Annotated in this window: 13 protein-coding genes; 2 read left to right on the top strand and 11 right to left on the bottom strand. The window is 73.3% G+C overall.

From position 1 onward, the window contains the following. Positions 1-5: 5 nt before the first annotated feature. From ACZ7L1_RS13805 to ACZ7L1_RS13780, 6 genes are all read right to left on the bottom strand, one after another. Positions 6-1,142, bottom strand: a complete 1,137-nt coding sequence (locus tag ACZ7L1_RS13805; RefSeq protein WP_471436977.1) for a glycosyltransferase family 4 protein — start codon at positions 1,140-1,142, stop codon at positions 6-8. A 187-nt stretch (positions 1,143-1,329) separates the two neighbouring features. Next, a complete protein-coding gene (locus ACZ7L1_RS13800; protein WP_471436975.1) occupies positions 1,330-2,139 on the bottom strand; it encodes a hypothetical protein in 810 nt (269 codons plus the stop codon). A 75-nt stretch (positions 2,140-2,214) separates the two neighbouring features. Next, positions 2,215-3,933 (bottom strand): DNA repair protein RecN, encoded by a 1,719-nt coding sequence (gene recN / locus ACZ7L1_RS13795; RefSeq protein ID WP_471436974.1) that lies wholly within the window; start codon positions 3,931-3,933, stop codon positions 2,215-2,217. A gap of 212 nt (positions 3,934-4,145) precedes the next feature. Then, positions 4,146-5,051: an NAD kinase gene (locus ACZ7L1_RS13790; protein ID WP_388997309.1), complete on the bottom strand. Its 906-nt coding sequence runs from the start codon at positions 5,049-5,051 to the stop codon at positions 4,146-4,148. Beyond that, complete coding sequence (locus tag ACZ7L1_RS13785; protein ID WP_471436971.1) at positions 5,048-5,863, bottom strand: TlyA family RNA methyltransferase; 816 nt, start codon at positions 5,861-5,863, stop codon at positions 5,048-5,050. Before ACZ7L1_RS13785 ends, ACZ7L1_RS13790 begins: the two co-directional genes overlap by 4 nt. 55 nt (positions 5,864-5,918) lie before the next feature. Beyond that, positions 5,919-6,242 (bottom strand): hypothetical protein, encoded by a 324-nt coding sequence (locus ACZ7L1_RS13780; RefSeq protein ID WP_471436969.1) that lies wholly within the window; start codon positions 6,240-6,242, stop codon positions 5,919-5,921. A 52-nt stretch (positions 6,243-6,294) separates the two neighbouring features. Between ACZ7L1_RS13780 and ACZ7L1_RS13775 the strand changes: the two genes are divergently transcribed. Then, complete coding sequence (locus ACZ7L1_RS13775; protein ID WP_471436967.1) at positions 6,295-6,642, top strand: SCP2 sterol-binding domain-containing protein; 348 nt, start codon at positions 6,295-6,297, stop codon at positions 6,640-6,642. Here the strand turns inward: ACZ7L1_RS13775 and ACZ7L1_RS13770 are convergent. The 4 genes from ACZ7L1_RS13770 to ACZ7L1_RS13755 are packed head-to-tail and all read right to left on the bottom strand — an operon-like array spanning position 6,626 to position 10,680. Further along, positions 6,626-7,504 (bottom strand): ABC transporter ATP-binding protein, encoded by an 879-nt coding sequence (locus ACZ7L1_RS13770; RefSeq protein ID WP_471436966.1) that lies wholly within the window; start codon positions 7,502-7,504, stop codon positions 6,626-6,628. The genes ACZ7L1_RS13775 and ACZ7L1_RS13770 overlap by 17 nt on opposite strands. Before the next feature lie 19 nt (positions 7,505-7,523). Continuing rightward, a complete protein-coding gene (locus ACZ7L1_RS13765; protein ID WP_471436964.1) occupies positions 7,524-8,558 on the bottom strand; it encodes a FecCD family ABC transporter permease in 1,035 nt (344 codons plus the stop codon). Beyond that, on the bottom strand, positions 8,555-9,598 hold the full coding sequence (locus ACZ7L1_RS13760) for a FecCD family ABC transporter permease (RefSeq protein WP_471436962.1): 1,044 nt from the start codon (positions 9,596-9,598) through the stop codon (positions 8,555-8,557). Before ACZ7L1_RS13760 ends, ACZ7L1_RS13765 begins: the two co-directional genes overlap by 4 nt. Positions 9,599-9,651: 53 nt before the next feature. Continuing rightward, positions 9,652-10,680, bottom strand: a complete 1,029-nt coding sequence (locus ACZ7L1_RS13755) for an HAD hydrolase-like protein (protein WP_471436960.1) — start codon at positions 10,678-10,680, stop codon at positions 9,652-9,654. Between the two features lie 72 nt (positions 10,681-10,752). On the opposite strand from ACZ7L1_RS13755, the gene ACZ7L1_RS13750 reads away from it, so the two are divergent. Next, entirely contained in the window at positions 10,753-12,042 is a 1,290-nt protein-coding gene (locus ACZ7L1_RS13750; protein WP_471436959.1) for a DUF1015 domain-containing protein, read from the top strand. A gap of 63 nt (positions 12,043-12,105) precedes the next feature. Here ACZ7L1_RS13750 and ACZ7L1_RS13745 read toward each other — a convergent pair whose 3' ends face one another. After that, positions 12,106-12,834 carry a tetratricopeptide repeat protein gene (locus ACZ7L1_RS13745; RefSeq protein ID WP_471437385.1) on the bottom strand — a complete coding sequence of 243 codons (729 nt, stop codon included), beginning with the start codon at positions 12,832-12,834 and terminating at the stop codon, positions 12,106-12,108. Positions 12,835-13,369 lie beyond the last annotated feature (535 nt).

The following is a 13,369-nucleotide window of genomic DNA, read 5'->3' as shown; positions in this document are numbered from 1 at the left end:
CGTCCTCAGGGGTAGGGCCGCACCTGGGTCAACTCGTCGTAGACACTGAGGACCTGGGCGACCGTCTCGTCCTCGGTGGGCCAGGTCGCGGCCTGCCTCGTGCCCTTCTCCTTCAGCGTCTCGCGCCTGGCCGGGTCGTCGAGGAGGCGTAGGACGGCGGTGGCAAGCGCGTCCGCGTCCCCGTACGGGACGAGTTCGGCGGCGTCGCCGACGAGTTCGCGGATGCCGCCGACGTCGGTGGCGACGAGCGGCACGCGCGCGTGCAGGGCCTCCTGGGCGAGCACGGACCGGGACTCCCAACTGCTGGGCAGCAGCGCGACGTCGGCGGCGGCCAGCAGCTCCGCCACGTCCTCGCGCCGCCCCAGCAGCCGAACCGGGAGCCCCTCGTCCTCGATGCGCCGCTGCAGCACCGTGCGCAGCGGCCCCTCCCCCGCGATCACGACCAGCGGCACCGGGTCGATGCCGCGCCAGGCGCGGGAGGCGTCGAGCAGCACGTCGTGGCCGCGGTGCCGGTCGAGGGCGCCGACGGCCATGAGCAACGGACGGCCGGTGGCGCCGAGTTCCGCGCGGAGCTTGGGGCGGAGCCGGTCGGGGTCCTCGTACTCGGTGGGCTTGCGGGGTGCGGGGAACGCGACGGCGGCGAGCCGGGCGTCGCGGGCGCCCCGTCGGCGGGCCCGTTCGACCAGGTCGGACGATGTGCCGAGCACGACGGACGCGGCCCGGGCCACCCGCCGCTCCAGCAGGCGCAGCAGATGGGCGCGGGCGCCCTCGGCGTGTGCCCGGGTGTGCCAGGTGACGACGAGCGGGGTGCGGCGTCCGCCGAGGGCGAGCGCGGCGCGCAGGCCCGCGTGCAGACCGTGCGCGTGCACCAGGTCGGCGTCGCCGCAGGCGATGCGGAGCGCGGCCAGGGAGGCGGGGTCCGTGCTGCGGGGCACGGGGACGTGCTGCGCGCCGGCACCGGTGAAACCGTAGGTGCGCTCGGCCGCGAAGGGGGCGCACACGGTCACACGCACGCCCCTGGCGACCAGCCCCGCCGCCAGTGTGCGCACGTGCGCACTGCTGCCCGCGCTGCCCCCGCCGAGCACCTGCACGGTGCGCAGCGGCGACCGGCCGTGCGGTGAGGGGCTGCTGGCGAGGCTCACGTGGCCGGGGCTCCTGGTTCGGCGTCGGACGGTCACGAAGAAACGTACAGAAGGATCGCGCGGTGGGCGTGGACCGCGCGAGGTGGACCGCGGTTGACTCAAGGATGCCAGGGCGCGCGGGTGTTGCGGCACCGGCGGGCGCGGGCGGGATCGGTGCGGGGGGCGCCCGGGGGCGCGCCGCGGTCACTCACACGGGTGAGACGGTGGCCGGCGGGAGGGGGGCCACGGGCAGCTGCCCGATCCGCCACGACCTCGCCGCTTCGCTCACCTTGTCCCCGCACACCGCCGCGGCCACGAACGCGACCGCATGGGCCAGGACTCCGGCCCGCCCGTTGCCCACTACGGCGGCGGCGCCGAACGCGGCACCCAGGGCGTGCGCCCCGGTGTCGCCGAGCATCGCGCGCTCGCCCAGGTCGTCGGGGAGGGCGGCGGCCGCGGCCCCGATCGCGACGGCGGCCAGTTCCCCGCAGGCGCCCTTGCGCAGCAGCCCGGGGGCGGCCAGCGCGAGGACGGCCCCGGCGGCGCGCCCGGGCCGTACGTCCACGAGGTTCACGAAGTGCGCGGCTCCGGCGATCACCACACCCGCGAGCACCTTGTCCAGGGGCCGCTCCTTGAGCACGGCCCCCGCGGCGAGGGCGGCGGCCGAGATCCCGAACATCTTCACGGCACCGGTGGTGACGTCACCGTCCCGCAGGGCCGACAGATGCGCCCGGAACCCCCGCCGCGGGTCGCCTGCGCCGGCGATGTCGTCGTAGGCCCCGCAGGCACCGGCGGCCAGCACCGCGAACCCGGCCGCCGGGCAGACCCGCCAGGTCCCGGCCGTGGCCGCCGCGGCCACCGCGGGCCCCGGGTAGAGCACGACGGTCCGCCCGGCGTGGTTCGTCCGCTCCCAACGCTCCCGCCCGCCCGGTGCCGCGGCACGCAGGGCGGCGGTGGCGGCCCGGGTGACGGCGGCGGCGAGCGCGAACGAAACGGTCCTGCGGGTACGCGTGATCATCCCGCCACCCTAAGCCGCCCGCCGGAGCCGTGCCCCACAGGTCCAAAACCGTGTCCAAGAGGTCCGGACCGTGGCCTACCGGTCCGCCCGTGCCGTGGCCAGCAGTTCCTCCGCGTGGGCGCGGGCGGTCTCCGAGTCCTCCTGGCCCGCCAGCATCCGGGACAGCTCACGGATCCGGTCCTCGCCCTCCAGGACCTTCACCCCGGAGCGTGTGACCGAGCCGTCGTTGGTCTTCTCCACCAGCAGCTGTCGGTCGGCGAATGCCGCCACCTGCGGCAGATGGGTGACGACCACGACCTGCGCGGTCTTCGCGAGTTTCGCGAGCCGGCGCCCGATCTCGACCGCCGCCTTCCCGCCGACACCCGCGTCGACCTCGTCGAAGAGGTACGTCGGCACGGGGTCGGTGCCCGCGAAGACGACCTCCACGGCGAGCATCACGCGCGACAGCTCACCGCCCGAGGCGCCCTTGGCGATGGGTCGCGGCGGCGCGCCGGGGTGCGGGGCGAGCAGCAGCTCGACCTCGTCGACGCCCGACGGCCCGTAGGCGACCGTACGCCCGCCGACCTCGACCCCGTTCGGGTCATCGGTCTGCCGGATCTCGAACGACACGCGTGCGTGCGGCATGGCGAGTGAGGCCAGCTCGGCGGTGACGGCGGCGGCGAACCGCTCGGCGGCCTCCGCCCGCGCGTCCGTCAACTCCTGTGCCAGACCTCCCAGTTCGGCCCGCAAGGCGTCCCGCTCGGCGGTCAGCTCCTCGATCCGCTCGTCGTCGCCGTCGAGTTCGGTCAGCCGGGTGGCGCTCTGCTCGGCCCAGGCGAGAACGGCGCCCACGTCCTCGCCGTACTTCCGGGTCAGTGCGGTGAGTGCGGCCCGCCGCTCCTCCACGGCCGCGAGCCGCAGCGGGTCGGCGTCCAGGTCGTCGGCGTACCCGGCCAGCTCACCGGCCACATCGCCCAGCAGGATGCCGATCTCCCCGATCCTGTCGGCGAGCCCCGCAAGCGCCGGGTCGTGCGACCGCACCGCCTCCAGCGCCCGGTGGGCGCCCGCGACCAGGGTGGAGGCGTCGACGCCCTCGGGATCCTCGGGGTTGCCCGCGAGCGCCGTGTGCGCGGCCGTCGCCGCAGACGCCAGCGCCTCGGCGTGCCCGAGCCGCTCGGCCTCCTCGGCCAGCTCCACGTCCTCGCCCGGCCGCGGCTCCACGGCCGCGATCTCCTCGAGCCCGAAGCGCAGCATGTCGGCTTCCTGGGCGCGCTCACGGGCGCGCGTGGTGATCTCGTCGAGCTCGGCGGAGACCGCGCGCAGCCGCCGGTAGGCCTCCTGGTACTTGGCGAGCGGTACGGCGACGGCGTCCCCGGCGTACCGGTCCAGCGCCTGCCGCTGCCGGGACTGCTTGAGCAGGCCCTGCTGGTCGGTCTGCCCGTGCACGGCGACCAGTTCGTCGGCCAGCTCCGCCAGCACGCCGACGGGCACGGAACGCCCGCCCAGGTGCGCCCTGGAGCGTCCCTCGGCGGAAACGGTACGGCTGACGATCAGCGCCCCGTCGTCGAGCTCGGCCCCGGCCTCTTCGGCGCGTACGGCGACTGAGGCGTCCTCGGGCAGGGCGATCCGGCCCTCGACGACCGCGTTCTTCGCCCCGATCCGCACGAGTGCGGGGTCGGCGCGCCCGCCGAGCAGCAGCCCGAGGCTGGTGACGACCATGGTCTTGCCCGCACCCGTCTCACCGGTCACCGCGGTGAAGCCCGGCGACAGCTCGACGACCGCGTCGTCGATGACTCCGAGAGACCGTATCCGCATCTCCTCCAACACGGGGAAGACCTTACGAGGTCGGCGGGGAGAAGTGCGAGCGGCCCATGTCACTCCAGGGGGTACACCGCGCCCCGGAAGGGGGTGCGGGGCCGTGTCGATGTGCGACTCCGCCGCGATGGGGGTCCCCCTGTTCGAGCGAAGCCGGGAACCTGGGGGAGCGCCAAGCCACGACGGACCCGCACCGGACGAACCGTTGTCCCCTACTGTGGCCGCCCCCGCCACCCCGAGACCGGAAGCGCGAACTTGGCCACAAGCCGGTCGGTGAAAGAAGCGTGGTGCAGCCGGGCCAGCCGCACCGGCACAGCCCCCCGCCGCACCTCGACCCGGGCCCCCTGCGGCAGCTCCACCATCCGCCGCCCGTCGCACCACAGCACCCCGTGCGACGTGTCCGGCTGCACCTCCACGGCGAGCACGGAGTCCGGCGAGGTCACCAGCGGCTTGGCGAACAGCGCGTGCGCGCTGATCGGCACCATCAACAGCGCCTCCACCTCCGGCCACACCACGGGCCCACCCGCGGAGAAGGCGTACGCGGTGGACCCGGTGGGGGTGGCGCACACGATGCCGTCGCAGCCGAACCCCGTCACCGGCCGCCCGTCGATCTCCAGGACGACCTCGAGCAGCTTCTCGGCGGAGACCTTCTGCACGGCCGCCTCGTTCAGCGCCCAGTCGGTGTGCACGATGTCGCCGTTCCTGTGCACGACGACGTCGACCGTCATGCGCTCCTCGACCTCGTACGCCTTCATCACCACCCGGTCGACGACCCGGTCGAGGTCGTCGCGCTCGGCCTCGGCGAGGAAGCCGACCCGGCCGAGGTTGACGCCCAGCATCGGCACCCCGGAGGCGCGGGCGAACTCGGCGCCGCGCAGCAGGGTGCCGTCACCGCCGAGCACGATGAGCAGCTCGCACCCGTCGAGGCACTGCGGGGTGGCCTCCTTGACCAGCTGCACATCGTCCGGCAGCGGAAGGTCGGCCGCCTCGTCCTCCAGAGCGCGCACACCGATCCCGGAGCGCAGCAGGCCCTTGACCACGAGCTCGGCACTGCGGATGGCGGCGGACCGACCGGTGTGGGCCAGCAGGAAAACAGTACGAGCTCGGTTCGTTGTCAACGCGGCCCCTCCGCCACAGCACGGTCAACGTCGGCCGGGTCCAGCGCGGGTGCTCCGGCTCGCAGCCACAGAAAGTACTCGACATTGCCCGACGGCCCGGGCAGCGGGCTGGCTGTCACGCCGTTCACCCCGAGTCCCAGTTCCGCGGCCCGCTCGGCCACCTGGCGCACGGCCTCGGCGCGCAGCTGCGGGCTGCGCACCACGCCGCCGCTGCCCAGTCGTTCCTTCCCCACCTCGAACTGCGGCTTGACCATCATCACCAGGTCGGCGTCCGGCTTCACGCACCGCACCAGGGCGGGCAGCACCAGTCCGAGCGGGATGAAGGACAGATCCCCCACGACAAGATCCACTGGCTCCCCATCGATCGCTTCGAGCGTCAACTCGCGTACGTTCGTACGGTCCTTGACGGTGACGCGTTCATCACTCCGGAGAGACCAGGCGAGTTGTCCGTATCCCACGTCTACGGCGACGACATGCGCGGCGCCCGCGCGCAGCAGGACGTCGGTGAAGCCGCCGGTGGACGCGCCGGCGTCCAGCGCCCGCCGTCCCTCGACGACCAGGCCCCGGGGGACGAAGACCTTCAGGGCGCCGGCGAGCTTGTGGCCGCCGCGCGAGACGTAGTCGGGGTCGCTGTGGTCCCGTGCCACCACGATCGCGGCAGCGGTCTCGACCTGCGTGGCGGGTTTCGTCGCGACGGTCTTGCCGACGGTGACCCGGCCGGCGGCGATCAGCTGGCCGGCGTGCTCGCGTGAGCGCGCGAGCTTCCGGCGGACCAGCTCCGCGTCGAGACGGCGGCGTGCGACTCCTGCCACGTTCGGTTCAGCTCCTGTTCCCGTACGTCATTCAAAAGGTACGGCCCGAAGGGTCTCATTGAGGGGTGGTGGTCTGGTGACGGGTGGGAGCCGGAGGCCCTGGTCGGGCGTCGAGCGCGGTGAGCGCGTCGCGCAGCCCCCGATGCACATCCTCGTACACCTCGATGTGCCCGTCCGTGGCGAGGTGGTCGGCGTCGGCGAGACGCTCCAGGGCCGCGTCCACATCGGCGTCGCCGGTGGGGGTCCGGGGCACGTTCAGCGGGGCGGGCGCGGAGGGGACGTCCGCCGGCCCGGACGCGGAGTCGGCCGGAGCATCCGGCCCCGGTGCCGCTGCTTCCGCCAGGGCCCGGGCCCCGGTCTCCGTCACAGAGTCGCTCATGCCACGACGCTACCGCGAAGCGCTGACAGGCTCTGAGGTACCGTCGCTCACGATGGCGACGATTGAGGAGTGCCGCAGCGCACTCGAGAAGTTCTCGGACAACCTGACGGGCGCCGAAGGGGACGTGCGGGAGGCCGCGGCCCTGGACCGCTCGCTGAGCTGCCATATCACCGACCTGGACGTCACCTTCGTCGGCCGCCTCGAGGACGGCCGGATCGAGGTGCTGGACACGCTCCAGGGGCCACCGCGCGAGAAGGCCCAGATCAGACTCGCCATGGCCGGGGACGACCTGGTGGCGATGGTCGACGGGGAACTGCACTTCGCCAAGGCGTGGGGCTCGGGCCGGGTCAAGCTGGAGGCCGGACTGCGGGACCTGTTCCGCCTCAGGAAGCTTCTTTAGCGGCAGCGGCGGCCGCCTGTGCCCGTGCCCTGCGCGCCGCCGGGACCACCAGCGGCGTTCCCGTCTGAGGGTCGGGGATGACCTGGCAGCGCAGGCCGAAGACCTCCTCCACCAGCTCGGCCGTGACGATGTCGTTCGGGGCTCCCTCGGCGACCACCCCGCCGCCGCGCAGGGCGATGAGATGGGTGGCGTACCGGGCGGCGTGGTTGAGGTCGTGCAGGACCGCGACCAGGGTGCGCCCCTGCTCCTCGTGGAGTTCCGCGCACAGGTCGAGCACGTCGATCTGGTGCTGGATGTCCAGGTAGGTGGTCGGCTCGTCGAGCAGCAGCAGCGGGGTCTGCTGGGCGAGCGCCATGGCGATCCACACGCGCTGCCGCTGGCCGCCGGAGAGCTCGTCGACGTAGCGGTCGGCCAGTTCCTCGACGCCGGTCCGTGCCATGGACTCCTTCACGACCCGCTCGTCCTCGCCGGACCACTGGCGCAGGAGTCCCTGGTGCGGGTACCGGCCGCGCCCGACCAGATCCGCGACGGTGATCCCGTCGGGTGCGATGGAGGACTGCGGGAGCAGGCCCAGGGTGCGCGCGACCTTCTTCGCGGGCATCGACTGGATGACCTGCCCGTCCAGCAGTACCCGCCCCTGCGCGGGCTTGAGCATCCGGGACAGGGCACGCAGCAGCGTGGACTTGCCGCAGGCGTTCGGACCGACGATCACGGTGAAGGAGTTGTCGGGTATCTCCACGGACAACCGCTCGGCGATCACGCGCTGGTCGTAGGCGAGGGTGACGCCGTCGGCGCAGAGGCGGTTCACAGTGCTCCTCGTGGTCCTGGTGTCGTTCGTGTCCGGTCCGCCCACGGCCTTCATGTCCGGCCCTTCCGCGGGCTCATATCCGGCCCGCCCTGCGCTCGGTGACCAGCAGCCACAGCAGATAGGCGCCGCCGAGGACTCCGGTCACCACGCCCACGGGAAGCTGGTCCGCCCCGAAGAGACGCTGCGAGGCCCAGTCGGCGACGATCAGCAGGGTGGCGCCCATGACCATGGAGGGCACCAGGTTCGGCCGCGAGCGGGTGAGTCGGCGGGCGAGCTGCGGCGCGGTCAGCGCCACGAACCCGACCGGGCCCGCGGCGGCCGTGGCACCGGCGGTGAGCAGCACCGCGGACACCATCAGCAGCAGCCGTACGCGCTCCACCCGTACCCCGAGGGCGCACGAGACGTCGTCGCCCATCTCCATCATCCGCAGCCCACGCGCGTTGCCGAGGACGAACGGTACGAGCACGGCGCAGAGGGCGAACAGCGGCCCGACCTGGTCCCAGTCGCGGCCATTGAGCGAGCCCGTCATCCAGACGACCGCGCGGGCCGCGTCGACCATGTCGGCCTTGGTGAGCAGAAACCCGTTGACCGCCGTCGCGATCGCGGACACCCCGATGCCGACCAGAACGAGCCGGTAACCGTGCACGCCCTGCTTCCAGGCGAGCAGATAGATGGCGGCTCCGGTCACCAGGCCACCGGCGAGCGCGCCCAGGGCGACCTGGGTGGCGTTGCCGGAGAACAGCACGATCACCACCAGCGCCCCTGCCGTCGCCCCCTGATTGAGGCCGAGCACGTCCGGGCTGCCCAGCGGATTGCGGGAGACGGACTGGAAGAGGGCACCGCCGAGTCCGAGCGAGGCGCCGACCAGCAGGCCGACGAGCACGCGCGGCAGCCGCAGCTCGGTGACGATGAACTCCTGACCCGGTTTGCCGTCGCCGGCCAGTGTTCTGAGGACGTCCCCGGCCGGGATCGGGAAGTCGCCGGTGCCGATCAGCAGCACGCTCCCGGTGAGCGCGACGAGCAGGAGCAGGACGACGACGGCGAGCGCCCGGACGTCCAGTCGGAAGGACAGCCCGCCGGGGGCCCTGAGGACATGCTGAGACTTCACAGTTGGGCCGTCCTCCGTCGCCGTACGAGAAAGATGAAGACCGGACCGCCGAGCAGCGCGGTCACGATGCCGACCTGGAGCTCGGCGGGCCGGGCGACGACTCGGCCGACGACGTCGGCGCCGAGCAGCAGCACCGGCGACAGGACGGTCGCGTACGGCAGGATCCATCGCAGGTCGGGGCCGGTGAAGGACCGTACGGCGTGCGGGACCATCAGCCCGACGAACACGATCGGCCCGCAGGCGGCGGTCGCGGCCCCGCAGAGCACGGTGGCGGCGGCCATGGACAGGGCGCGGGTGCGACCCAGGTGCGCGCCGAGTGCACGGGCGGTGTCGTCGCCCATCGCCACGGCGTTCAGCGGGCGGGCGAGCGCGAGTGAGAGGACCGTACCGGCCAGCAGGAACGGCAGGACCTGCCGGATGGTCGCGTCCGTGGCCGAGGCCAGTGAGCCGACGGTCCAGAAGCGCATCTTGCCGAGTGCCGCGTCGTCCGTGATCATCACGGCCTGGAGGTAGCCGTAGAGCGCGGCGCTGATCGCGGTTCCGGCGAGCGCCAGCCGCACCGGTGTGGCGCCCCGGCTGCCGCCGAGGAACCACACCAGGGCCCCGACGGCGGCCGCGCCGAGGAAGGCGAACCACACATAGCCGCTCAGGCTGGTGACACCGAAGTACGTGATGGCGGTGACGACCGCAGCGGACGCGCCCGCATTGATGCCGAGCAGGCCCGGATCGGCCAGCGGGTTGCGGGTGAGCGCCTGCAGGACGGCACCGGCGAGACCGAGCGCGGCGCCGGCGAGCAGGCCGAGCACCGTGCGCGACAGCCGGTCGCCGACCACGACGTCGGGGTACGTCCCCGAGTCGTGGAACAGGCCGTGCCAGACCTCCGCCGGCGAGAGCCCTTTGGCCCCGATCGCGATGCTCGCCAGCGCGATGAACGCCAGGATCACGACCGAGACGAGGAGCCCGAGGGACCGTATCGCCCGGCGGGTCGGGGGCGCGGGGGCGGAGTCCGCGCGCGGTTCGGGAGGGCTGTCGACCAACACCCAAGTTAGGTTAGCCTACCCTCGCTTACGTCTCGACCGGCCGTCCCCTCCGCTCACAGCCCCAGCCGCGCCAGCGCCTTCGCGCCGTCCAGCCCGCAGGAACCCTCCCCGGCTGCCGCCCAGGCAGCCGCACACAGCGCCCGCAGCCCGTCCAGGGCCTCCCCGTCACCCTCCAGCTGCAACCTCTCCTCCTGCGCTGTCGCCGTCCAGCCGCCGCAGCGGAAACCGCCGCCCGCCGCGACCACCTCCGGCTGCCCCGTCAGCAGCCCGCGCAGATCCGCGTCCACGTACGTCGGCCGGTGCTGCGCAGGCGCCGCCAGCAGCTGCGCGCCGTCCGTCACGCCCGTCAGGACCAGCAACGAATCGACTCCGCCGTTGAACGCGCCCTCGATGTCCGTGTCCAGCCGGTCCCCCACCACCAGCGGCCGCTGCGCGCCCGTGCGCAGAATCGTCTCGCGATGCATCGGCGGCAGCGGCTTGCCCGCCACCTGCGGCTCCGCGCCGGTCGCGATCCGTACGACCTCGACGGCCGCCCCGTTCCCCGGCGCGATACCTCGGGCGCTCGGGATCGTCAGATCCGTGTTCGACGCGAACCACGGAACCCCGCGCGCGATGGCGTAGCACGCCTCCGCGAACCGCCCCCACGGCAGCTCGGGCCCGCCATAGCCCTGCACCACGGCCACCGGGTCGTCGTCGGCCGACTCCACCGGCACGAGCCCCCGCTCCCGCAGCGCGACCCGCAGACCCTCGCCGCCGATCACCAGCACCCGCGCCCCGGCGGGCACCTGCTCGCTGATCAGCCGGGCCACCGCCTGCGCCGACGTGATGACGTCCGAGGCACCCGTCGGTATCCCCAGCCCCGTCAGATGCTCGGCCACCACGTCCGGCGTACGCAGCGCGTTGTTCGTCACGTACGCCAGATGCATCCCGCCCCGGCTCGCCGCGCCCAGCGACTCCACGGCGTGCGCGATCGCGCTCCCGCCCGCGTACACCACGCCGTCCAGGTCGAGCAGCGCCGTGTCGTACGCCTCGCTCAGGGGTGCGTCACTGCCCTCGGGCCGCGTCCTGACGGTCTGGCTCATTACGCATCGCTCCTCGTTCGATCGCCTTCCCCCGATCATCCCGCACGGCACTGACGCACTTACGATGCATCAATGAACACTGCAGGTCGCGGGGACGTACCGGCGCACACGGGCCTTGACCTGGCCCCCTTCCGGGGCCTGCGCTACGACCCTGACCGCGTCGGCAGCCTCGCCGCGGTCACCTCGCCGCCGTACGACGTCGTCGTGCGCCCGGACGGACTCCTCCATCTGGAGTCGGCCGACCCGCACAACATCGTGCGCCTCATACTGCCCCAGGCGGCCACCCCGGCGGCGCGCACCAAGCAGGCGGCGGAGACCCTGCGCCGCTGGCTCGCCGAGGGCGTCCTGAGGACGGACACCGAGCCCGGCCTGTACGTCTACGAGCAGCGGGGCGGCGGGGTGCTCCAGCGCGGCCTCATAGGGGCGCTGCGTGTCTCGGAGCCCTCGGAGGGGGTGGTGCTGCCCCACGAGGACGTCATGCCGCACGTCATCGCGGACCGTGCGGCCCTGATGCGCGCCACCTGCGCCAACCTCGAACCCCTGCTGCTCACCTACCGCGGCACCGGCTCCGAGACCGGCGCGACGGCCGTCGTCGAACGCACCGTCGAACGCCTGCCATTGCTGGCCACCACCACGGAGGACGGTTTCAGCCACCGCCTGTGGTCGGTGACGGATCCTGATGCCCTGGCGGAGATCCGGTCGGATCTGGCCCGGCACCAGGCCCTGATCGCCGACGGCCACCACCGCTGGGCGACCTATGTGCGTCTACGCGCGGAGCACCCCTCCCCCAGCCCATGGGACTACGGCCTGGTCCTGCTGGTGGACACCGTCCGCTACCCGCTGCGGGTCCGGGCGATCCACCGCCTCCTGCACCGGCTCCCGGTCGCCGAGGCGCTGTCCGCCCTCGAGGGTCTGTTCCGCGTACGCGACCTGCGCCTGCCGCTGCCCGAGGCCCTGGAGGTGCTGGCCGACGCCGCCTGCGCCGGCAACGCCTACCTCCTCGCCGGCGACGGCGCCTTCCACCTGGTCGACCAGCCGTCCCAGGACCTCCTGGCCCGTACGGTGCCGGCGGACCGCCCCCAGGCCTGGCGCACGCTGGACGCGACGGTCCTGCACGCCGCGCTCCTGGAACACGTCTGGCGCATCCCCGAGGACTCGCCGCAACACATCGCCTACATCCACGACACGGCCGCCACGGTCGAGAAGGCGGAGCGCGACGGCGGCACGGCGGTCCTGATGCACCCGGTCCGCGAGGAGGTCGTCCGCGAACTGGCCCGCCAGGGCGTGACGATGCCGCGCAAGTCGACGTCCTTCGGCCCGAAACCGGCGTCGGGGCTGGTGCTGCGAGCGTTGGAGCTCTGACATGCCACAGGGCGGGACCCGCTGGGGTCCCGCCCTGTCTCGTCCCGGTGTCGCCTACCGGCGTCAGTCGTTGTCGCCGTCGTCCCCGGCTGCGTCGGACTCGCTCTCGCCCTCGTCCAAGGCGTCGACGAACTCCACACCGTCCAGCTCGGCGAGCCGGTCGGAAGCGTCCGTGCTGCCGTCCCTGTCGGCCTCGACGGCCTTGGCGAACCACTCACGTGCCTCGCCCTCACGACCGGCGGCCAGCAGCGCGTCGGCGTACGCGTACCGCAGCCGCGCGGTCCACGGCTGGACGGAGTTGGACGCCAGCTCGGGGCTCTGCAGCGTCACGATCGCCGCGTCGAGCTGCCCCATGTCGCGGCGCGCACCGGCTGCCACCAGCCGCATCTCGACCTGACCGGCCTTGTCGAGCTTGTGCACCTCGGGCGCACCGGCCATGTCCAGCGCCTTTTCGGGCCGGCCGAGACCACGCTCGCAGTCCGCCATGACGGGCCACAGGTCGACGCTGCCCGTCATACGCCGGGCGGCCCGGAACTCGGCGAGCGCCTCACCGTACTTGTGGTTGGCGTACGCGGCGAAGCCTGCCGCCTCGCGCACGGCGGCGACGCGGGACGCGAGGCGCAGCGCCACCCTCGAGTACGCGTATGCGCTCTCCGGGTCCTCGTCGATGAGCCGGGCGACCATCACCAGGTTCTTGGCGACATCCTCGGCGAGCGTCTTGGGCAGGCTCTGAAGCTCCTGCCGTACGTCCTTGTCGATCTCCTCCCCGGTGACGTCCTCGGGGATCGGCAGCCGCTTGATCGGCTCGCGCTCCCGGTCCCGGTCCTCGCGGAACCGGCCGCCGCCACCGCGGCGGTCGTCGCCACGCCGGTCGTCGCCACGCCGGTCGTCACGGCCACGGAAGCCTCCGGGGCGACCGCCGCGGTCGTCACGCCCACGGAAGCCACCGGGACGTCCACCGCGGTCGTCACGCCCACGGAAACCGCCGCGGTCGGAACGGGTGTCGTCACGGCGGTAGCCACGGACCTCGCGGCTGTCATCACGCCGCGGGCCGGACGGCCGATCGTCACGGCGGTAGCCGCCCTCGGAACGGGTGTCGTCACGGCGGTAGCCACGGACCTCGCGGCTGTCATCACGCCGCGGGCCGGACGGCCGATCGTCACGGCGGTAGCCGCCCTCGGAACGGGTGTCGTCACGGCGGTAGCCACGGACCTCGCGGCTGTCATCACGGCGCGGGCCGGACGGCCGATCGTCACGGCGGTAGCCGCCCTCGGAACGGGTGTCGTCACGGCGGTAGCCACGGACCTCGCGGCTGTCATCACGGCGC

It is taken from the genome of Streptomyces sp. NPDC107546, assembly GCF_055639175.1.
The sequence above is the reverse complement of the archived record's forward strand: the minus strand, read 5'-3'. Positions and strand labels throughout refer to the sequence as shown.

What these genes read in the sequence shown, in the direction of transcription:
- ACZ7L1_RS13770 (WP_471436966.1), bottom strand. Translation starts at nt 7,504, where the DNA reads ATGAAGGCCGTGGGCGGACCGGACACGAACGACACCAGGACCACGAGG.
- ACZ7L1_RS13750 (WP_471436959.1), top strand. Translation starts at nt 10,753, where the DNA reads ATGAACACTGCAGGTCGCGGGGACGTACCGGCGCACACGGGCCTTGAC.
- ACZ7L1_RS13780 (WP_471436969.1), bottom strand. Translation starts at nt 6,242, where the DNA reads ATGAGCGACTCTGTGACGGAGACCGGGGCCCGGGCCCTGGCGGAAGCA.
- ACZ7L1_RS13755 (WP_471436960.1), bottom strand. Translation starts at nt 10,680, where the DNA reads ATGAGCCAGACCGTCAGGACGCGGCCCGAGGGCAGTGACGCACCCCTG.
- recN (WP_471436974.1), bottom strand. Translation starts at nt 3,933, where the DNA reads ATGCGGATACGGTCTCTCGGAGTCATCGACGACGCGGTCGTCGAGCTG.
- ACZ7L1_RS13775 (WP_471436967.1), top strand. Translation starts at nt 6,295, where the DNA reads ATGGCGACGATTGAGGAGTGCCGCAGCGCACTCGAGAAGTTCTCGGAC.
- ACZ7L1_RS13800 (WP_471436975.1), bottom strand. Translation starts at nt 2,139, where the DNA reads ATGATCACGCGTACCCGCAGGACCGTTTCGTTCGCGCTCGCCGCCGCC.